We start from the raw sequence: 22752 nt of genomic DNA, 5'->3' as shown, positions 1-22752 counted from the left end.
TCCGCTAAAAAAGCGGTGGCGAAAATATGGAAGAAAGAACCTTACCAATACAAGCCAGATAGTAAATAATTTAAATAGTACTTTAACCGTTTAACCTGTAAAGTATTTTCAGGAACCTTCCAATATATAAAGATATCTTTTGTTTTTAATTTTAAATATTATGTTAAGTAGAATTAACATTAACACCAATATAGAAAACTCTTGAAGGTGCTAGTATATATTCTTTGGCCAAAAGTTTTTATGAAAATTTTATTTCAGGCGCTTACTGGCACCTCTATACAGAAAGTAATAGCTTGGCAGTGGCGAAAAAGAATTGAGCTGTCTACCGGTTTTGCCATAGTGAACAAATTGTCTCTTTGTGTCCTACTGCTCACTTTACCTTTATTACCTGTTTAATCTTTGATTTAGCTTTAAGTTGATTTTGCGAATAAATAAGACGGAGAAAGCAATTCAAAGGAGCATAAACCAGTGAAGGGCCCTTGTTTCGAAACGGACGAGTAAGGCTTTAAATCTATCCAGCCAGGAATTTGCCCGCTCAATCACGTTTCTACGTTTGAAAAGCTGCTCATCAAAGTAGCTATATTCCTGTTGGGCTGCGTTGTTCCTAGGATTAAAAGCAATATTGGCTTCTATTTTCATTTGAGCACATAAACTTCTAAAATGCAGTGCATCAAAGACGGCATCAGCATTTAAAAAATAAACCTTCTGTTTAGATGCCAGCTTCTTGTAGTAAAGCACATAGCTCTTAAGACTAACTCTATCTCATATTAATCATGATGGACTCCGGACACCGGTGGGCTACAAGCCAGGTAGTTCTAAAACTCTAAACAAGTTCTTGATTTAAGGCTATTCACATTATTAACTGATGTGTAAAGATTAAATCTTTCCCATCTTAATAGTTCTATTATTAGAGAAGCTTACAATATAAGGTGTAGCCAGTCAATAAAACTACCCCAAAAGAAATTATCAAACAATTTCAAAACCAAAACAAATGCTTAGTTAAAGCCATTCCTTTTTTACTTGCATTTAAAAGCCTATTATAAGTAAATTCCGCATGAGAGTAAAGTTATAGCTTAACCTAAACCAAGCTTCCTCTTAATATACCTGTACTTCAAATATTGCCGCCGGCACATTCGCCGACGGATGTTTGGGTTCGATTACTAGCCTAGAAGTCCGGATAGGCGCATCCAGCACTATCTTATTAATTGTCTGGTGATTATTTCGTACCTCCCGGATTAATTCACCTTTGTCGTTGCATAATTTGTAATGCTGCACGCAGAAAGGAATCTGGTATTCCGGGTGCCCCATCAAAGACGACTCCATGGGGTGATCGTAATCGGTATCGAAAGCGAGAATTATTTCGTTTACGGTTTGGGGTTGTTCCCACTCCAGGTAGAGCTTGGCATTTACATCATCGGCAGCCGGTAGCCAGGCATTGGGGCTGGTGGTAGGCCGGAAAATACCGTTTTTAATATTCTCCGGTGAAAATAAAGCGATACCCGCATCTAAGCGCAGACCAAAATTGTGGCCGGCGGGTCGGCGGTGCGGGCACCAGAATTCAAATTCATCTACACCAATTTCGGCGGGCGGGGTTTGCTTGCCGTAGTTCGAAACCGCTTTATTTATTTTGTTGAATACAGTTAGGACACCAGTTAGACGCTGCTCGCTGCCTTTTACGGCTACGGCATCGTGCTTCAGGAGCGTAATAAAAACGTAGCGGGGTTGGTCCGCTTCGTAATCAAAATCTAAATAAATATTTTGCTCGCCTTCGGCTAATTTAATTTCTTTTTGTAGCAACGTTACATCCGGGGTATAATTATAAGGTTTGCTGCTGATGCGCAATTCCACCTGGAGCGTCGTGGCCGTTTCTGCTTTTACCTGCAGCGTTAGGCCCGGCAGTTTACCAGCGGCTACCGGCAGCATTTGGGCCGCCGAATATTCCAGGTTTATCCAGGGGCCGTTAAAAGGAATTTCTTTTAAAACAAACGCACTGGAAGCCGATATTTTGGCAGCGTTAACCAGGTTTTCTTTCGTCTCGAATTTTAAACCTGGAATATGATGGCCGGTTTTGAGCAGTTCCTGCTGAAGTATATGTATGTTTTGTGGTTCGTTTAGTTGGGCCAGCGACCAGTTGTTTTTTACGGCCAGAGCCGCCGCCATCCCTACGGCTTGTCCGCCGTGCGCACACGTACCCATAACTCTTGAAGAACCAAACGCCACGTGCGAGGCACTGATAATGCGGCCCGCCAACAATAAATTAGAAATATTGCGGCTGTAAAAGCACCGGAACGGAATCTGGTAAATGCCTTTGCCGTGCCACTGGTTGCAACCGGGCTTCTCACTGAAAACACCATCGGCCGGGTGTAAATCAATCGACCAGCCGCCGTAAGCCACCGCATCCGGAAAAGTTTTTTGCTCCACAATATCTTGCTGGTGCAGCATGTATTCGCCTTCAAAACGGCGGCTTTCGCGCTTGCCCGGAATATTGCCCACCCACTCCAGCGTCAGGTTTTCGGCCTCCGGAAAATTGCCCGAATTTTTAATGAAGTTCCAAACCCCGTAAACCACTTTCCAGAGTTCCCACTTAATCTTTTCGGTTTCGTGTACCGTATCCAGGCGGCCGCCGTATTCTATCCACCAAAGCCGGCAGCCAAAATCGCTGGCATTAAAGCTTTTGTACCGCGGAATTTGGGTAATATCCTGCAAGGCATAACTGGGCGGCACAAACCGGACCGGCCGTCCGGTATCTTTCGTATAAAAATAAATGGTATGGCCCAGTAGCTCGCCGTATTCTGAGCTAGGTGCAAATTTCTCACCTAACTCTTCCTGCGATTCCGCGCCCATCCGGAAAGCCGCTCCCGCCGAAAAAGCCATGATACCGTCGCCGGAGGCATCGCAAAACCAAGGCGCCGCGAGCTCATATTGGGTAGAATTCTGGCTGCAGAAAGCCCAGACTTTTTCTATTTTTTCTTCCTGCGCTTTGTCAATCTGGTAAACCGAGGTATTTAGTAACAGGCGAATATTGGGTTCTTCGGTAACTTTTTCGAGCAGAATGGTATCAAAAATTATCGTGTTCCCTTCGGGATTCCGGTAAAGGTTTTCCACTAATATTTCGTCGATGACGCCCCCTTCGCGCGCCCAGCGGTTGTTGTTGCCCATGTGCGAGGTGGCACCCAACACCCATAACCGCACTTCGCTGGAAGCATTACCGCCCAACACGGGCCGATCCTGCACTAATATTACTTTTATGCCGGCGCGGGCCGCCGTAATGGCCGCACAGGTACCGGCCAATCCGCCGCCTACTATTATTAAATCCGCCGCCAGGTTCTCGGTTCTGGGTTTCCGGGCCGCTACAAATGTTTCTTTCTGCATACGCTATTTCCTGAACTAGTTCTCTCCTCTTATCTCTTGTTTATTCTTTTGTAATATTTACCGGGGTATGGTATTTACCTTTTTCCGGCCGGCTGCTGCTAATTTCGTAATCGTGCCCGGCTTCTATTTTAAATTTCAGGGCCCGGTCTTTTGCTAAATATTCGGCCTGAACGGTGCGACCCGCGGTGATGTCCTGTACCTGAACTTTATCGGGCTGCCAGTTGGTAGTTTTTCGGTTGATTAGCGAACGCGCGTTTCCATCGGGGTAAGTAAACCGGTAAGTGCTGGCCCGGGGCATTAAAGCAAAAACTGTTGCGTATAAATCAGTCTGCTCTTTTTTAACCAGCACGCCTTGGCCGCCTACAAAAGCCGGTATTTTGTTTATCGGAAAGGCATAATTTTTTAAAGTAGTTGGTCCCCGGAATATTTCGCCGGATTCCAGATCCTGCCAGGTGCCGGCGGGCAAATACACGGACCGGCGCTCGACGGTAGCGTAATCGTTGCCATAGGCGGGCGTTACGAGCAAAGACGGACCCAAGAGCCAGGCATATTGCCGCTTGGTTTTAGTAGCTAAATTATAAGTAGCTGTATCGTGCGGGAAAGCAATGGGCAGTGGCGTAAGCGTGGTGGGGTAACCGGTTTCAAAGGCATCTACGGCCGCGCTATAAATATAAGGCGCCAGTTGGTTGTGCCAATTGCAGGCTTTTTTAACCGCTGCTTCGTAGGCCGGATTTTCCATATGCCAAGGCCCCAACCCCACCGACATGGCCGGACTCACCGCGCTGAACATGGCATTCCGGACGAAATATTTCTTCTGGTCTTCAGTGAGCGGCAAGGTTAAATATTTACCCGCTACAATATCGGGGTACACGTTGGGCGCGCCGCTGGCCGCATAGTTTAACATATTAATTACCGGCCGGTCCTGGTCGAAACCGTGTTTGGTATCTTCCAACCGAATTATATCGCCGGGCACCGAAAAAGCCGAATTACGCACCATCACCAGGTTGCCCTGCTTCATTAAATGTTCATTTACTTTGTTCAGTTTGGCATCATTGTTCAGCTTAATGCCGTCGTGCAGCATCATGTCTTCTTTGTAGCCTTGCACACCCCATTTTCGAAAGCCATCAGCAAACCATTGCACCGCCGCCGGCTTATCTGGGTTCAGAATATAAATATTGCCCTGCGGAAAATTAACTTTATATGGGATGGGTTTACTTTGCGCATCAGCTACATAATAATTTTGCTGCAAACCTTCGAGCGGAAAAGGACCGTTGTTGGTGGGGTTATAAAAACCGCCAGCATCTTTAGGCGCTTTAAAATTTGTGCGCAAACCGAGTAATAAATTAATGTGGTTTTGCTGTAAGAAGGCTTTAAAAGTAGCTACATCGGGGTAGCGCGGATTAGGCAAACCATCTTTCCGGCCGGGTTCGGCAATATCGTCCCAAATACCAAAGCTGTTGGTGCTGCCTTCTTCCGGCTTTTTGCGCTCGCCTTTCCAGAAGCCCGAACCCACCACAGCCCAGTTCAGGTAGTAACCTTTTTGTAGGTAAGTCTCTAAATCTTTTTGTACCGAAGCCTGATAAGTGTTCCAGCCCAGCGAGCCGAAGGCTTCGTATCCTAATTCAAAAAAGTCGTACTTAGGTTTTAAATCGGGGTACCCTTCTTTTGCTTTTACCTGGGCATAGTTTTTATAAATTGTTGCCGGCGGACCGAAAAAATAATAGGCGTTTATTCCGGAGACTTTAGCGGCGCCCATTTTATTCTCGGCTGAATTCAGGCCAATCCGCTTATGTCCGTTTTCAAATATTACCTGCCCTAAACCCTGAGCCGGGAAAATGGCAAAACTCGAAACAAAGCGGAGCCCGTTATCGGTGTTCAGAAAGCGGTTATCCGCAAAACCAAACACGTTGGTACTTGGGCCATAACCACCGTGGTCGCCTAAGCCATAGGCCGGCTGAACGGGGGCGGTGCGAATATCTATTACAAATTGCGGCTGACTTGTTACAGCATAGCTCGCTCCTGCTTCAGGTTTTACTTTAATATTCAGGTATTCATCCGATAAATAAACGTTTACTTCGGCCTTATTCCCTTTGGTGTTGGTTACTGCCAACCGGAGTAAGTCCTGACTCTTAGAAATAATACGCGTCGAAACCGCATCGTACAACACCGTATCGCCAGCCGCCGAAAAGCGCAAACCAGAAACCGGGTGAAATCCGGCTATTTCTTTTCCTTTAACTTTAAAAGCATATTTAAACCCAGCGGGTTGAATATTTAATTCGTAAGCTTTCCGCTTTACTTGAATAATTGCCGGTAATTTATTTCCCGGCTGCGCCTGTAAGCCACTATAGCTAAAGCCAATTAACAACAAGCATAATAAAATTAATTTTACAGCGAAGGCCTTACAGCTAAAGAAGAAAGACAAACAGCTACTTCGGTTTGGTAAACAAAAATCAAAACTTTTAAGTAATCGCATTATTGCTGGGTAGAGGTGGTAAGCTTGCCGGCTGGGGCAGCCTCTTTTGAATTATTGTTTTGGGATATAGCCGTTACCGAAAAATTATAGGAACGGCCTTTTTTCAGGTTTTGTACCACCAGGTAATCGGCTTGCGCACTATTAATTTTCACCCTTTTATTGATATCATTCTCCTGGTAACTTACCTCGTAACCAGTAGCTTTGGGAACGGGCACGATGCCGATTATCGCCTCCTCGCCTAACCGGCTCACACTTTTAACCGGGGGCGTTTGCTTGGGTCCATTGCCATCGGGTGTGACGGTATAAATTTCGGACCAGCCGCTTTCCACGTATTGCTGCACGGTGCGCTTCATCCGGAATTGAATGGGTTGGCCATTAGCGACGTTGGGTACCCGACACAAACCGCGGGTAGTTACCTGCAAGGTCTTGGTCTTAGCCGGATTGTTTAAATCGGTTCCGTACTGAATGGTGTACAAATAATCGAAATTCTCGTAGCCGTACCCGATAAAAAAGCTGCTGTCGGCGGCTTCGGTGTACCAGATAACCGGTGGTAATAAATCTGTTTTAGGTGTACTTTTTACCGGTTCCGATGGGGCTCCCTCTCCTAAATTATTAATACCCGCCACCGCAAATTGGTAAACCTGGTCTTTGTCAAGTTTCTTAATATCGAGGTAATGGTTAATGGTGGTATCGCTGCGGCTACTCAGGTCATTTTTACCGTACCGCACCACGTAATATTCGGCGGCAGGATTTTTCTCGAACAAGACGCGCACGCCATTTTCGCCCGGAATAATTTGTTTAATTTTAGGAGCTGCCGGTTTTTGCAGATAGACTAAGGTATCGTACACGTCGTAGCCGGTTGGAGAAAGCAAGGTAACTTTTAACGCGCCGGGATTTTGCGCGGGCACCTTCCAGTTAATATTTGATACCACTGTTTTGTCGCCGGGCTTTATCACCGGCAAAATATTAAACCCGCTCTGTACTACTTTCCCGTGCGTGTCCTGCGCTTCCCACACCAGCTTGTAATTCCGGAGCGTATAGGCCGGTAAATCTAATATTTCGCGGGGCTGCAGCCGAACGGCGGTTTTCACGGAGCGGCCTGGTGTAAGTTGGCCGGCGTGTTGCACGGTTAGTTTTTTTAGGGGCGCATATTCCTTCCGGAAAGCTTCGTAAGCTCTTTTCTTTTGCCGGAACACGTTGACGATGCCCCAGGAGCGGTTGCCGGTAGGAGCGGTATTCCAGGCGGCGTGAGCCTGCCAGGCGCTACGGTAATCGTTAAAGGTCCAGAGCGAGGCGCCCATTAAATATTCGCGGTTACGGATGCTGTTGAGCATGCCCTTGGCGTCGATTACCCCGAGGTTTAAATTTTCGTTGGTTAAATTATACCCATACTCCGAGTAAAACATGGGTTTACCCGGATGATTTCCGTATCCTTTGTCGGCCTGCTTGCCTAAATCGTTGTACTTATTAAATAATATCATATCGGAGAACTGCACCGGGTCGGTTTTCTGGTTATCGGCCGAATGGCTCACGTACACCACTAACCGCGAATTATCCAGCTCTTTTTTCACGTAACTAATCGCCGACTCCACGTAGGCCATCACGCCCGGATTTGCCCCGATATACCCAATTTCGTTGCCCACGCACCAGCCTATCACCGACGGATGGTTAAACTGCGAATGTACCAGTTGCTTCAGCCATTGTTTGGGCAAAGGATTATTCGCATCTACCAACGCATCCTGGCCCCACAACGGAATTTCGCTGAACACCAATATGCCTTTTTCATCAATGTAATCGAGTACTTCTTTGGGCAAAGGCAAATGCGACAGGCGGGTCATGTTGGCGCCGGCTTTTTTCATTAAATCAATATCGGCTTTGTAGCGCCAGGCGGGTAAAGTGTTGCCGGTGGTACGGTCGTCGGGTACCCAGTTGTAGCCCATCAGTCGTACTTCTTCGCCGTTTAATTTTACCTTAAGGCCATCTACTTCCAGTTTCCGAATGCCAAACCGGTCTTTTACCTGGTGCTGCGTCATATTCTCCTGCGTCATTTTTACTTCCAGGTTGTAGAGGTACGGGTCGTCGAAATGCCATAAGTGTACCTGCGCTTTCGGCAAAGTAGTCTGGAGGGTATAAGGCGTAGTACTATTGGGCGGCAAAGTAACCGACAAGGCTAGTTTCTGGTCTAGCTTCGCTGATTTTACCAGGCCGTTCTTATCCGAAAGTGTTACTTCGGCTTTAATATTTTGAGGCGAATTGCTAGTGTTGCGCAGTTGCAGCTTTACGTTTAAGCTGGCGGTATTATTTTTTAAATCCGGCGTTGCCAGCACGTGCGCCTGTTCTATTCGTACCGGGTTGTTGATGTAAATAGTAACCGGCCTGCGGATGCCGCCCCAGTTCCAGGTAGCGCCCCGTTTAAAGGTATTATCGGCCACCACTACTAAGGTATTTTTACCGCCGTATTTTATAGCTTTGGTTACATCAAACTCAAACGGGAAAAACCCGCTGTGGCTCTCGCCTAATAATTTGCCGTTCAGCCAAACTTTGGCATCGTGGTAAACGGCCTCGAAATGCAGCCGGATGGTTTTGCCTTGCCAATTCGCGGGCACGTTTATTTCCTGGCGGTACCAGCCTTTGCCGGCGTAGTGGGCGTATTTGTTGTGGGTATCCCAGTTGCCGGGCACTTCCATTTTATCCCAGCCCAAAGCTGGGTAGCTGGCAGTAAACCATTGCTGGTCTTCGCCCAGATTATTCGGGTCGGTTTTAAAAGCCCACTTGCCGTTGAGCGATAATTGCTCTTCGCCGGTACTTGGCAACTGCGCCAGTCCTTTTTGGACCGAAAAAATCAAGCCGCAACAGAAAAACAGGAAGCTAAATATTTTCATGATATTTTAATGGCTAGCATTTTCGAAAGGAACAGCCGCGACATTGATGCGCTGGGCGGCACGCCACGGAATATAGGCCAATAATAAAATGCCCAAAGCAATGCAGGCCACCAGTACCGCCCCCGAAGTTGTCAGAAAACTTAATATAAATAATAGCAGCGCGGTAAAGGCCAGCGCAAACGCAATAACGCGTAAGCCAAAGTGGTTTTGCTTCCGGATAAACAAGGCTTCTTCCGGATTGGCTGCCATAAATTCGGCTTTGCGCACGGCTTTGGCGGCTACGTAATCGAGGTGCTGCTGACTAACATTTTGGCGCGAAGCCGCCCAGACTTCGTAGGCGATCAGCATCAGGAAAGGCAGGCCTACGCCCAATATCATTTCTTCGCCGCGCGATAATTTTAAACCGGTGAAGAGCGGCAGCAATATTTTAAAAATTAAGTTTACGCCTAAGCTGATGCCGGTAATATACAAGGTGGCTTTACCGGTTAAGCGTTTCGAGAACAAAGCCCAGATGGGTGGCGCCAGTAAAGGTCCGCCGGTAATAGCACCCACGCTCAACACAACTTCTACCATCCCGCCTATGTAAGGCACCGCCAAAGCAATTAGTATCATGCCCAAGCCAAATAACCAAGACGAGTTCCGGGCCACTTTCATCAATTTCTGGTCGGAAGCCTGCGGGTTGATGATGCCTTTGTAAATATCGTTGGTGAAAATAGCCGACACCACGTTGAGGGTAGTATTGGCCGAAGCCGAGGTAGAAAAATACATACCCGTTAGCATTAAGCCCATCAAGCCTGGCGGCAGCACCAGTTTACAGATATAGAGGTAAGCGTTTTCGGTATCGAGGCCTTGTAAATCGGGGTTGATGGTTTTGTAAATCATGGGCGGCAGCATCCATAAAATCGGGCTGATTAAATACAAGCCGGCAAACAGAAAGGCTACTTTTTTCGCGGATTTGGGACTATCGACGCTGGTATAGCGCTGCACAAAAGTCCAGTTGCCGCCAATGTAGAATATATGGTACAAGGCAAAAGCCAAAATAAACCCTAACGTATATTCGCCGTTGAGCAAATCGAAAAAACCATCTGGCGCCTGCGCCTGAAAATTACTGGCGCCACCCGCCGCATTAAAGGCCAGGGGCAGAATAATTAAAACGGCCGCCGTGAGAATAATAAATTGCAGAATATCGGTTACCATTACGGCCCATAAGCCACCCACCGCGGTGTAGGCAATCATAAATATGCCCAACACAATGGTACTGGGAACCAGCGGATAACCCAACGACGAGCTTACTAGTTTTGCCACCGGGTACAGCACCGAACCTTTGATGAACAGCGAAACCAGCATAAAAATATAGATAAAGCTTTTCTGCACGGTGCTGCCCAATCGTTCTTTAATAAATTCAGCGGCGGTTAATGCGCCGGTGGCTTTCCAGCGCGGCGCTAAAAATAACCCGGTTACCAAGCCGCCAATGCACATGGTCCACTGAATGGTAATGGCCACCCAGCCGTATTTATAAGCAATAGAACCCCAGGCCACAAACGTACCCGCTGAGAAAAAACTCATAAACAACGATAAGCCGCCAATAAACCAGGGCACCGCTTCGCCGCCGGCAAAAAACGATTTCATGTTGCGGCCGGTGCGGGCAAACAATAAACCAATGCACATGACAAAGGCCGAAAAAACAAATATGACGGTGGTGTCGATGGTGGAATTCATAAGGATTATTTAACCGTTTCGAAGTCTAAGGCCAAAACAGAAAGACTAAAAGCCGGTATTTGAAGCGATATATTTTGCGGATTTGCCAGGGTGTTAGTTTCGCCCGAAGGAGTTATAACTGAGGCAGCTTTAAAGTTTACTTTTTTGTTTAGGATGAGCTTACCCGCATTCAGTTGCGGCTGAATAGAAACCGATTCTGCCTGATTATTTAAGAAAGCAATATACAACCGGTTTTTATCCGGCGCCAAAGCACTGATGTAATCGACATTGGGGTTACCGGCATTTACCAAACCATCATGTAAAACCAAATTGGCTTTTTGGTTAAATATGGTACCCGGCGCGAAGCCATAAGACTGGTGCGGACCTACTTTGGGGGTAATAAAGCCCCGCGGGAAAGAAATTTTATTTCCGGAACGCAAACTAGCTTCGGAAAGCAGATAATCAGTAATCCAGCCAATTTGCCACCAGGCATGGTGCGGAAACGGCCCGGACCCGGCATCCATGGTACGCCAGTAGTAAGAGGCAACGCTGGTCTGGGGGTTTACAAAGGCATCTCGTCCTAAAGCAGCCGCACGAGCCATATCGCGGTAAAGCGGTTCACCGGTAAGTTGGCTGATGCGTAAAAACAGTCCGGCGTGGCTGGCCAGCGGAATAGGGCCATTGCCCGTAGCCGATCCAATAGCGCCGCCGTGCTCAAAACTCAGGCCTACCTGGCTGATTTGCCAATCTTTACGTTCTTCTCCTTTTACCAGCTTGGTTTGGGTAGTCGGAATGGGGTGGGTGTAAATAGAAGCAGTATAAATACGGGCGGCTTCGATAGCGCTGGTTTTAAAGCGTTCTTCTTTCGTTATATCAAATAAATCTAATAAGGCTTGGGCGCTCTGGCCGGTGGCGAAATCGTTTACAAAGCGAACATCACCGCACACGCCGGTAAAGTGGGCTTTACGCACCGCATTTTGGATAAACCAATCCGCCCCGCGTACAGCCGCATCTAAATATTTCTGGTCGCCTAACATGCGGTAAGCCACTATCAGACCGTAGAAAGTTGGACGTAAATCGGTTAAATCGGTGTAAACAGGTTGTTTGGTGTTGCGGTCGTAAGCCACTTCCCAGTTGCCCGCCGGTTTTTGCCAGGTCAGTAAGCGCTCCGCCCCTAAGCGCAGCCGCTCCCGCAATTCTTTGTCCTGCGGGTTAAATAATAGAATATTGCCTAAGTCCAGCATGGTATAATACGTGAGGCTGATGGGCTCCACGTGCGAACCCCATTCTTCGGTAAACCGCTTGCTCTTGGCTAAATAATATTGCCCCACGGCCGCCCCCTGAAAAAAACCAGGGGCAATTTCCTGCTGTTTCAGTTTAAAATTGCGCGCAAAAGGCAAACGGGTTTTCTGCAAAATCGGATCATCGGTCGCGCTGGCCAGCATCCACATGGCCCCGTAGTCGGAATTCTTCATGGCATCTTTATCCGAGCCTACCACTCCGCCTAAATAAGACTGCGCCCCTATTTTAGCCCCTTCAAAATCTTCGACATTCCACAGCGAGGTTTTATCGTTGATGACGTAGCGGTGCATGGCCAACAGCCGGTCGGTCAGCGATTGTTTTGTTTTCTTTAAAGCGAGGAAATCGGAGAACCGGTAAATATCATAAATTGCATGTTTGTACACGGTAAACCAATCGGCAGCCTGCAGTGTGTAACGGAAGCCATAGGTTATTTTTTCGCCGGCTTGCAGGCGGGAGCCTTTTTCGCCCAGCACCGGGTGGTAAAGCGTCGGCGTCAGTTCCGATTTCCGGTTCATCAGCGATAAGCCCAGTTGCCAAAGTTTGTGGGTGTTATGGTCTTTTTCCCAGGGGTCGCGCCCTACCCCCGGATTCGCAATAACCGCCATGGTAACCCCAGCTGCCGAACTTAAAATTGGCGATAAGGTAGTAGCGGTTCGTTCGCGCACCACCACGGGTTTATCCGGAATGCCCTGGCCGTAAGCATAAGCCAAAACAAAATTCTTTTGCAGTTCCTTTCCCTGAAAGTAGCCCGGCAGGATGCCCCAGGCTAAAGCCTTTTGTTCTAAAGAAGCAAGAGTGGGAGTTGCCAGCGAGAAATAGCCGTCTTTTTTAGCCGTAAGGGTTAATTGCACCACTACATCCGAAGGGTATTTATCGTCGAGCGACCAATTAGCCTGCACGGCTGCTACCGGAGTTTCGTGGGTAAAAGTTACCTGCTTGTTTGCCCCGGCTTGTCCGTTGGCCGGAAAGAAATGAAAAGCTTCGCCGGCAGTGTTCATGGCCACCGGACTGGTAGCTTTGAGCCAGGTGGGACGGATATACTTAAAATCAGGCTCGGGAAAATTAACTTCCTTTCCGTTGTGCATAATTTTAACCGGGGTACTGTCGGGCTTAGCCGGTGAATAAAGCAAGGTATACTCGCCGGAGGGGATACCTGCATCCAGCCAACTATTGCCTTGGGCTACCTGCGCCCGCTGCACCTGCCAGCCCTGTTCGTTCTTTTGCCAGGTTAAGCCTACTCTGCTGCCGGCTAGCTCAAGTTTATCTTTAGCTGTCGATTGACCCTGGGGGGCACTGCAGCGCATAACCAGCAAGGTTAACACGGATAAAATAACCAGCGAACTACAGAACAGGAAACTCTTTTTATAAAGCAGGTGGCTCATATCAGAAGTTTTTTATCAACTATTTATATTTTATAATAATTTATAGTGCGCTGCTACCGGATAGCCAGCCGGGCTTTTTTATCGAACCCGAGATAGCCGTACTTAGCCGTTAAATTAGCTTTACCGCCCACTTTATAAACTGCCCTGAAAACGCCGGTATTAGGCCCGGTTTCCGTTACCGGCACTTTCACAAACGGCTGCTCATCCACGGCCACTTCTACCCAAGCCGATTCAGGCTTTTGCCAATCCTGGTTTAAGGCGGCCTTTAATTCAATAATTACCTCTTCGTTGGCCCTGGCGGTCTCTATTACTTTTTTACCTTTTTTATCTAAATGCCGAATTTCATGCGAACCAAGGGTAGCGAAAGTAACGGTTGCCATCCAGCCCCGATTAGAAATAGCCCAGCCTTCGGTTGCGTAAGAGCCGTTCATAATTTGCGGGACAGGTTCGGCGGAGGCGGTTACAACCGGGCTTTTATTTTCTCTGGGGAAATGGTAGTCTAAAGGTGTACCGTCTAAAGTTCCGCGTACTTTGCCCAGTTGGCCGTAGCCGTGCGTGTAAGCCCAGGGCCACCCTTTTTCTACGCCTTCCCAATACCCATTAATGGCTACTCTTTCGGGACTCTTGTTGCTCAGGTGCGTGCCCAGCGGATTGGCGCCAAACACAAAATCTACCTGCGACCAGCCTTTTTTCCGTAATTCGGGGTCTTGCAGCAAGTGGCTAACCGCAAACATAGAACCGCCTAAAGCCGGTGCGCCGCCTAGTTCTTTGGTTTTGGGATGTGCCCATTCGGTTTCGCTGTGCACCCGGTAGTGCCAGAGGTTCGCGGTTTTAGCCTGCATGTGATCGCGCCAGGCCATTAATTTTTCTTTGGTGCCGGCCGGCGCTTTATCGGGGGCTACTAGTAAAAAGAAAGCCAGGGCCTGTGGGGTAATGTGTTCGGCGTTCCGGATCCACCACGTGTGCCTCGGGTTATTAAAATCCCAGTTCTGAATAATATCGGTGGCACTTTCCTGGGCCCACTTTAAAAACTGTTCGGGCTTACCGTCGGGTTCCTGTTGCTCGCTTAAGTACATAAACAAATTACTGAACACCGATTGTCCGAACGCATTGCCCATTTCGTTAAATTCCTGAAACCCAATATCTACCCATTTATCACTTTCAGTCCAGTAGCGTACTACTTTGTGCCGGTCGTAAGCCGTCCATTTTTCGAGGCATACTTTCCGGTACTGCTGATATTTTTCCTGCGATAGATGCGGTTTCAGAAAGGAATGATACGCGGCCAGCACCGGGGCCAGTTGGTCGAGGGTATTCCAGTAATCATACTGCATGCGCGGCTGCCCTTTATAACCCAAGGTGCCGTGTCGCTTGGCTACCGGGCCATTATAATCTACGTGGTGGTACGCAAACTCGGCATGCCACAAGATTAAATCAATTAGGTCAGCAGTTTTCTTATTGCCCATTTCCTCCGTCCAGCGGTCGAATAAAGCCGGGTTAGAAGCGTACAACAAAGTTTCAAACACTGCTTCCAGGCCATAAGCACCGGCATCGCGCGATGGGCCGCCGCTATACACGTTGGCTTCATTCGAGTGCACCGGATCTTCGGAACCCCGCACATCTATGAAAAACTGGTAGGCCAACTTACTCGATAATTTCTCTAACAAATGGTCGGCAACCCAGAACGGCATGGAAGGTTTATAGCCGGCCACCCGAATAACATACTGCTCCCCGGCTTTATTCGGGTTAAAAGCGGTAAATTCCCCAGCCTGGTTATTTATTTTTCCGATATAAAGAGGCTTCGGCGCTGCCACTAAAGAATCAGCCGCTTTAATTAAAGCAAATGCTAAACCATCGGGGGCATATGGTAAAACAAATCGCTTGGCTTCGTTTAAATTATACCCAGTCTGGTTAACCAGGGGCCGGTTGTAATTTATTTTATTCTGTCCGGACACTACCAGCGGCGTAAAAATTAATATCCCTAAGCCCCACCGCAGGCCAGCCAGTAATCTTCCTAAACCAGATATCTTAGTTATAGCCATTAGCTCTGAGAAGCGAGTTTACCTTTTTGAATAATTTATTTCCACTCCGGCGCTTGTTCCAGTTTGGGGTTGGCATTAATTTCGTCGAGCGGAATGGGAAAATATTTGTGTTTGGCCATGGGCGTCCGTATCGGGAAAACATCGTTCACAGCAGCCGGAATAACGGTCAGGAATTTGCCGGTTCGGGTTAAATCGTACCAGCGGTCACCTTCCCCAAATAACTCCCAGGAACGCTCCTGCAACACGGCATCAATAAAAGTTTCCCTGCCTAAACCCGAGGTTAAATCATCCAATCCAGCCCGGTCGCGTACCGCATTAATAAAGCTGTAAGCGAGCGTGGTTGGCCCATTTACCCGCGCTTCGGCTTCCGCGGCAATCAGGTAAACATCGGCCAATCGAATAATAGGAATATTCACGGCATACAAACCTCCTACCGAATTAGGGTCCTGGAATTTTTTGACCAGAATGCCTAACGGGGTAATGGGTGTAATATCTTTCTGGAGTACTACCTGGCCATTAGCTTTGGTATAGCTGGTGGCCATTAATTCTTTGCGTTTATCGTTTTCGGCAAATGAGTTATAAAAAAAAGGATAAACAAAAGCCGAACCAAACGAACTTTTGCCATACTCCGGACTCTCGCTGTTTTTGGGTCCGTACAACGATCCTAATTGGGAGGTGCGGCCGGGGTTGGTACTTTCGGATTCGAAAGCCCACATATTCTCCTGGCGGGCCTGGTCTTCCTTGGCTACGTTAAAGACATCTTTTATTTCGGGCATTAAGGAATATTTGCCGGAAGCCAGCACGGCCTGGGCTTTTTGTAAGGCAAGTGCCCAATCTTCGTTGTACAAAGCGGCTTTGGCGTACAATGCCTGGGCTACTTCTTTCGAGGGCCGTCCTTTTACTAGCGCAGCGGAATAAAAATTCAAATTAGCTTCGGCTTGGTTTAGATCAGCGTATATTTGTTTATAAACATCGGCTTTGGCGCTTTTGCCCACAATAGATTCCGAGATAGAGGTGCTGGCTTTGGTTTTTATCACGATATCACCGAAATTTTTCGTCAGCATCCAATTAAAGTAAGCGCGCAAAAAGTAAGCTTCGCCCAATATTTCTTTTTTCCGATCTTCGGCCATTACTACTCCCGGCACTTTTTCCAAAACCCAATTGGCTTTTTCAATTCCGGCATAAGCCGCCTGCCAGATGTACAACGGCGACTCGTTGGTGCGGCTAAAACTTTTCTGGGTGGTATAATTGGGGTCGTAGTTAAATAACGTAAGCGTGTTGCGGCCCACTACAGCCCGTGGGTAAATCTGGTCTGCACTGAAATCGGAAGCAAGTAACGTAGCAGGACCAGCGTATAAATTTGCGTGTTGATCGTAAACCGCTGCAATAGCCGCTTCGGCATCCTGCGCCGTTTTATAAAATTGGTCGGTAAAAATAGAAGAATACGGGGTTTCTTCCAGGTCACAGCCCGGCAAAGAAATTAAAAGCAAACTTGCTAAACCCGTAATTAATATATATTTTTTCATCTCTGATTAGATTTATACTATAATTTATACCTGATTAACTTAGAAGGTAAGCTGAACGCCGCCAATAAACGTGCGGGCCGCCGGGTACACCAGATTATCGATGCCGATAAGTGTATTGGAATTACCAAAAGAGTTTACTTCGGGGTCGAAGCCGCTGTATTTAGTTAGGGTAAACAAATTATTGCCGCTCAGGTATATACGGGCATTCGACAAATATTTAAAGGAAGGCAGCGTATAGCCTAGGGTCAGGTTTTTGCACCTTACATACGAGCCATCTTCTACAAAGCGGTCCGAAATGGGGTTACGCCCTCCCTGAAAGCCGCTGACATACTCATTGCTGGGGTTACTCGGCGACCAGCGGTCAGCTAAAGTGGCCAGTACATTGCGCGCTCCCAGCGGGTTCTCAAAGGTATAGCGGCTCAGGTTATAAATATCGTTGCCCTGCGAGCCCGAGAAGAAAGCACTTAAATCAAATTTTTTGTAGCGGAGGTTCGTGGAGAAGCCAAATATTATATTCGGGTTGGGATTACCGGTAATGGTTTGGTCATCGGCGGTAATGCTGCCATCGTTGTTCAGGTCTTTTACCTTTACACCCCCTACCCGGCCGTCGGAACCCGGAATAATGGCATCGCCGCTTTGGTAAATGCCGTCAAAAACATAAGTTTTAAACAAGCCTAGCGGTTCGCCTACTTTTAAAATGGTATATGAGCTTACAAAACGTTCCTGGGTAGTGCCGCCATCCAGCGAAAGCACTTTGTTGCGGTTGGCGCTAATATTTCCGGAAATATCCCATTGCACCGGTCCATCCAGGAGCACCACGTTGGTTGCTACTTCAATGCCTTTGTTTTCGAGTCCGGCAAAATTACCGGTTATAGAAGAATAGCCCGAGGATAAAGGCAAGCCTTGCACGTACAGTAAATCATCGGTCCGTTTTTTATACACATCCACTACCAGGTTCAGGCGGTTGTTCCAGAAACTCACGTCCAGGCCAATATCGGCTTGCGTTGATTTTTCCCAGCGTAAATCCGGGTTAGGAATGCGGGTGGGGCTGATACCAAATAAATATAAATGGTTAAAGGCGTAGCCGGCGCCGGAGCTTACCGTGGCCAGCGACTGGTAAGCACTAATGGCGCCCGCGTTACCGGTTATGCCGTAGCTGGCCCGTAATTTCAGGTCACTGATAAAGGTCAGGTTTTCCATAAAACTTTCTTCCATTAAGCGCCACGAAGCCGCCGCCGATGGGAAAAAGCCGTATTTATGGTTCGCGCCAAACTTGCTGGCCCCATCGGCGCGGGCGGTTAAATCCAGGAAATATTTATCTTTAAAACCGTAGTTTAGCCGGGCCATGTACGAATCTAAGCGCTCTTTGCTGCGGCTGCTGCTTACGGTGCGGTTTGCAGCTAACTGAATCGATTCGTTTAAAGTGGCATCGTTCGGGAAACCATTGGCGCTGATGGAATTAGAATTATTCAGGTTGGCTTGGGAAGAAACTACGCCGGTAAATTTTAAGGAATGTTTATCGGTAAAAATGCGGGCGTACGTCAGGATGCTTTCGTGGAGCAAAACGGTGGTATTGCCGTTGGTTTTACCGGCACTGCCCGAGTTGGCATTGATATCGCCCTGGCCCAAAATAGAAAGCGGAGAATAATTATCGCCTAAACTGCTTTGTAAAATGGCGTTAAAAGAAGCCCGGTACGTTAGGTTTTTCAAGACAGAGGCTTCGGCGTAAATATTAGTAATGCTCCGGTTAATTGCATCGCGGTTGAGAATGGCAGCCAGCCCCAGCGGGTTGGTTACTTCGCGGTAACGGCCGCTAAATTGTTCGGTAAACGGATAAATGGTGCCGTTGTCGCGGTAAGGCTGCATGGTAGGCGGCGCGCCCAAAGCAGCACCCAGGATGCTGGTGGTTACGGCCGGGCCGTCCATGCTGGTAGAACCGGTGGGTATGGAATTATTAATGGTGTAACTGCCCAAGAAACTTACCCCGGTTTTAACCCGGTTGCTTATGGCATGGTCAAGGTTCAGGCGCAAAGAATAACGCTTAAAATCCGAACTAATAATTACGCCTTCCTGGTTAAAATAATTGGCTGCCAAGGCCAGTTGGGTTTTCTCAGAACCGCCCGACACTGATATTTGGTGGCTTTGCATAGGCGCTTGCCGGAATATTAAATCCTGCCAGTCAACGCCTTTCCCCAACGAAGCCGGGTCCGGGAATAAAGTTGTTTTGTAAATTTCGTTTTCGAGGGTAGCAAACTGGCTGGCATCCAGCAAATCCATTTTTTTGGTAATATTCTGCACGCCGTAGTAGCCTTCGTAGGTAACGCGGGTAGCGCCGGCTTTGCCCCGTTTGGTAGTTATTAAAACTACCCCGTTCGCGCCGCGGGCCCCGTAAATAGCCGTAGCCGAAGCATCTTTTAACACCTCCACCGAGGCAATATCGTTGGGATTAATGGTTGAAAGCGAGCTAATTTCGTTTACACCGCCGTTGTTAGAAATAGGGACACCATCTACCACGTACAAAGGTTCGGAGCTGCCGTTAATAGAATTGGTACCCCGCACCCGCACGCTAATATTACCGCCGGGCGCCGCCGAATTCTGGGTTACTTGCACCCCGGCTACCCGGGCTTGTAAGCCTTGCGCTACGTTTACCACCGGCGTTTGGGTTAATTCTTCGGCTTTAACCGAAGCAATGGCGCCGGTGGTTTCAATTTTGCGCTGCGTACCGTAACCCACTACCACTACTTCTTTTAATGATTTGGTATCGGTTACTAAAGTTACATCTAATGTGGTGCGGTTGTTAATGGCTACTTCCTGGGTGGTGTACCCAATAAACGAAAATACCAAAGTTCCGCGGCTATCGGGTACCGTTAAGGTATAACGGCCGCTGGCATTGGTAATGGTTCCGGTGGAAGTGCCCTTCAGGGCTACGGTTACGCCGGGCAAAGGGGTTCTGTCGTCGCCGGTAACCTGGCCGGCAACTTGAAAGGAAGTTTGGGCCTTTAGTTCCAGGGCCGCAAACAGGCATATAAATAATGCCAGTTTAACCGAGTTTTGTAAGTGGTGCCTCATAAGAATGAATATAAGTGGTAGATATTGCAGTTATATATTTAGATTAGGAATAAATGCACCTTTAATTCCACATTGGGAACCAGTTATTCCCAACACTTACAGTAGCAGCTTCTTTCGTAAATATTTAAAATATGACCTTTTGCTACCTGCTTTGCTGATTTTTTTATAATAATAAGCTACCAAAAATTATCTTCGTTAAAATTATCAGGGTTTTTCTTATTGGGAATGTTCCCAATAGTTGGGAACATTCCCAATAAGAAATTATATTTCCTTCAACAGAATTTAATATTTATTAAGAATATTTTAATATTTAGTTTAACAATATAAATTTTATGAAACGCCACCAGACTACTATTATAGATATTGCACGTGCTCTGAATATTTCTAAGTCAACGGTTTCGCGGGCGCTTACGGGTCACCCCAATGTAAATGCCCAAACCCGCAAGGCAGTGTTGGAACTGGCCGAGAAGATGGAATACGAACGGAATATGCTGGCTATTAGCTTGGTAAAAAACAAAAGCTTTACCATTGGGATTATTGTGCCGGAATTTATGACCACTTTTTTTCCGCAGGTAGTTATTGGAGCCCAAGAGGTTGCGGCTAAAAAAGGTTACAATGTCATTATCAGTCAATCCAACGAATCGTACGAAACCGAAGTAGCCAATGCTAAAGTAATGCTTACCAACCGGGTAGATGGTGTGCTGGTCTCTTTAACCAAAGAAACCCGCAACTTCGACCACCTGAAAATATTTCAGCGGAAAGGCATACCTATTGTATTTTTTAACCGGGTTTGCGAAGAAATGGAAGTGCCCAAAGTAGTAACCAACGATTACGATGGCGCTTTTAATATTGTAGAACATTTAATTCAAAGAGGTAAAAAACGCATTGCCCACCTGGCCGGCCCCGATTCGTTGCTGATTAGCCGCAAGCGCCTGAACGGCTACCTGGATGCCCTGCGGAAGAATAATATTCCGGTTATAGAAGAATTAATTATTCCGTATGACTTAACGCTGGAGAAAGTAAAAATTTACGTGAAATACCTGCTGGAACTACCCGATCCCCCCGATGCTTTATTTGCTATTAACGACCCCACCGCCATGGAAGCCATCCAGATTATTAAAGCCAAGGGTTTACGCATTCCGGAAGATATAGCGGTTGCCGGATTCAGCAACGATTTTGCTTCGGCTTTAATCGAACCTGGCCTTACAACCGTTTCGCAGCCCATGCGGGAAATTGGCAAAACCGCTATGCAGCTTTTATTAGAAATGATGGACAAGGAAGTAAGCGAATGGAAAGCCATTACCCGCACCCTCAAAGCCGAATTAATTATTCGAGGTTCCAGTTAAAATCAAGTTTCAAACAATGCCTTGTCTTTTTAAAATTAGTTAAATAGTTTTTTGTATCAGTTAAAGAGTTTACTTGAACTTCCGCCTCCCCTTCGAGTAGTTTAATATGTGCAACTAGCACAGAGTGTGGTAGAAAAGCGACTCTCTCTTTTCCATTAATTACGGGTAACTACATAACAGAACTACCGCGGTTTACCTCTTATAAGTTTTAAGTAAAGGAGCACTATTAATTATCGATAAACTATTATGTAAAATGATAATAAAATTTTTATAAATAATTTGATTAAGGCAAGTTTTAGTTTAAGATTATCTTTCGTTCGAGTTTTCTCTTCCAAGAAACCTGAACATGGACTTATGAAAAAGATTCTACTATTGCTTTTTCTTGGATCGCTCAAATAGCTGTTTATGCCCAAACCGATACTACCTACTGGCGGCGCTCCATTTCTTCGGGCCTCAACCTAAACCAGGCTACTTTCAGCAACAACTGGCAGGCCGGGGGTATTAATTCAATTGCTATTGGCCTATTCAGCAACGGCAAGGCCGATTATCGGCGTGACCGAATATCCTGGTACAATGAAATACAACTTCAATACGGTTTATTCCGGAACAAGGGCCAGGATACCCGTAAAAACCTCGACCGCATTTTCCTCGACACCAAATACGGTTACAGCATCAGCTCCGACTGGAATACTTTTGCTTCGGCTAATTTTCTGTCGCAGTTTGACCGGGGCTTCGAGTATGATGTAGATAGCCTGCCGGATAACCGGAGATTAATTTCTAATTTTTTAGCTCCCGGCTTTCTCACCTTTGCACTGGGATTGGAGTTTAAACCGGTAGTAGACTGGTTCTCGGTTCGGTTTAGCCCGTTTGCCCCCGCTTCACCTTTCTCACCGACCAGAACGTGCGGCCGTACCCAGGGGAGGTGGTTTATGGCGTACCGGTAGGCCGCCGGGTACGGCAGGAATGGCTGTCCGCCCAAATTCTGGGCAACCTGAACAAGGATATTGCCACCAACCTGAACCTTAAACTGCTTTACCTAGGCTTTGTTAATTACGAAACCCTGGCCTAGCGCACCATTGACCACCGGCTGGATGCCGTATTAAATCACTAAAACGGAAGCTGCCGTCTTCCAGAAAAGAAACGCCCTTTGTGACAAACACCCTATTCAAAAGGGAAGAAAAATTAATTTCTTTAGCTTAATGCCGCTCTGGTAAACATATTCGGACTTATAAGACCTAATTAAGAAACTTATTTGATTAGTATTTCAATTTTTTACAGTGATTGAAATCCTTGCTAATTAAAATCAAATAGAATAGAAGTCTTAAGAAGCTATAAAGGAATAAACTATGAATAACAAACATCTACTTTTTTATATAAACAAGCTAAATTATGCCAACCTCTTGCTTCTTTTCTTCTGTTTCAGTTCAATAGTAAAGTCATATTCAAGTGCACCAGTTAATTTCTGTAGCGTTTTAATCGTTACGTTCTGCGTTCCCGACTCAATGCGGGTTATCATTTGCCTGGTCACCCCAATCATTTCGCCGAGTTCCTTTTGGGTTAAACCAGATTTTCTTCGGGCTTTTCGTAACTCCTCGGCCAGGACAGCTAATTTCATTTTAAAAGCTTTAAAGAATCTGATTTATTTCTGCGGTACTTCTAGGTC

General features: G+C 46.9%; 12 protein-coding genes. 3 read left to right on the top strand and 9 right to left on the bottom strand.

Annotation, left to right across the window (positions count from 1 at the left end; translation table 11 throughout):
- Positions 1 to 1095: 1095 nt before the first annotated feature.
- From F0145_RS24190 to F0145_RS24155, 8 genes are all read right to left on the bottom strand, one after another.
- Positions 1096 to 3372: an FAD-dependent oxidoreductase gene (locus F0145_RS24190; protein WP_150092902.1), complete on the bottom strand. Its 2277-nt coding sequence runs from the start codon at positions 3370 to 3372 to the stop codon at positions 1096 to 1098.
- Between the two features lie 40 nt (positions 3373 to 3412).
- Positions 3413 to 5740, bottom strand: coding sequence for a TIM-barrel domain-containing protein (locus F0145_RS24185; protein ID WP_190277632.1), 2328 nt, complete (start codon positions 5738 to 5740; stop codon positions 3413 to 3415).
- Positions 5741 to 5844: 104 nt separating this feature from the next.
- Positions 5845 to 8727 (bottom strand): glycoside hydrolase family 2 TIM barrel-domain containing protein, encoded by a 2883-nt coding sequence (locus tag F0145_RS24180; protein WP_150092899.1) that lies wholly within the window; start codon positions 8725 to 8727, stop codon positions 5845 to 5847.
- A 6-nt stretch (positions 8728 to 8733) separates the two neighbouring features.
- The gene (locus F0145_RS24175) at positions 8734 to 10446 is read right to left on the bottom strand and encodes a sodium:solute symporter family protein (RefSeq protein WP_150092897.1); all 1713 of its coding nucleotides are present in this window, start codon (positions 10444 to 10446) and stop codon (positions 8734 to 8736) included.
- 5 nt (positions 10447 to 10451) lie between these two features.
- Complete coding sequence (locus F0145_RS24170) at positions 10452 to 13109, bottom strand: glycerophosphoryl diester phosphodiesterase (protein WP_150092895.1); 2658 nt, start codon at positions 13107 to 13109, stop codon at positions 10452 to 10454.
- 53 nt (positions 13110 to 13162) lie between these two features.
- Entirely contained in the window at positions 13163 to 15148 is a 1986-nt protein-coding gene (locus F0145_RS24165) for a hypothetical protein (RefSeq protein WP_190277631.1), read from the bottom strand.
- A gap of 35 nt (positions 15149 to 15183) precedes the next feature.
- Positions 15184 to 16674: a RagB/SusD family nutrient uptake outer membrane protein gene (locus tag F0145_RS24160; protein WP_150092893.1), complete on the bottom strand. Its 1491-nt coding sequence runs from the start codon at positions 16672 to 16674 to the stop codon at positions 15184 to 15186.
- 39 nt (positions 16675 to 16713) lie between these two features.
- Positions 16714 to 19743 (bottom strand): SusC/RagA family TonB-linked outer membrane protein, encoded by a 3030-nt coding sequence (locus F0145_RS24155; RefSeq protein ID WP_150092891.1) that lies wholly within the window; start codon positions 19741 to 19743, stop codon positions 16714 to 16716.
- Between the two features lie 332 nt (positions 19744 to 20075).
- Between F0145_RS24155 and F0145_RS24150 the strand changes: the two genes are divergently transcribed.
- The 3 genes from F0145_RS24150 to F0145_RS26370 all read left to right on the top strand — a co-directional run bounded on the left by F0145_RS24150 (position 20076) and on the right by F0145_RS26370 (position 22158).
- A complete protein-coding gene (locus F0145_RS24150) occupies positions 20076 to 21089 on the top strand; it encodes a LacI family DNA-binding transcriptional regulator (RefSeq protein ID WP_150092889.1) in 1014 nt (337 codons plus the stop codon).
- A 371-nt stretch (positions 21090 to 21460) separates the two neighbouring features.
- A complete protein-coding gene (locus F0145_RS27075) occupies positions 21461 to 22033 on the top strand; it encodes a DUF3078 domain-containing protein (protein WP_150092906.1) in 573 nt (190 codons plus the stop codon).
- Positions 21991 to 22158 carry a hypothetical protein gene (locus F0145_RS26370; protein WP_190277630.1) on the top strand — a complete coding sequence of 56 codons (168 nt, stop codon included), beginning with the start codon at positions 21991 to 21993 and terminating at the stop codon, positions 22156 to 22158. Before F0145_RS27075 ends, F0145_RS26370 begins: the two co-directional genes overlap by 43 nt.
- Before the next feature lie 318 nt (positions 22159 to 22476).
- On the opposite strand, the gene F0145_RS24140 is transcribed toward F0145_RS26370, so the two are convergent.
- Entirely contained in the window at positions 22477 to 22704 is a 228-nt protein-coding gene (locus tag F0145_RS24140; protein ID WP_150092887.1) for a helix-turn-helix domain-containing protein, read from the bottom strand.
- Positions 22705 to 22752: the final 48 nt, after the last annotated feature.

Origin of the sequence: Adhaeribacter rhizoryzae (assembly GCF_008629685.1) — a bacterium.
Taxonomy (GTDB): domain Bacteria; phylum Bacteroidota; class Bacteroidia; order Cytophagales; family Hymenobacteraceae; genus Adhaeribacter; species Adhaeribacter rhizoryzae.
Note: the sequence above shows the minus strand (reverse complement) of the source record. Positions and strands in the feature narration are given on the sequence as shown.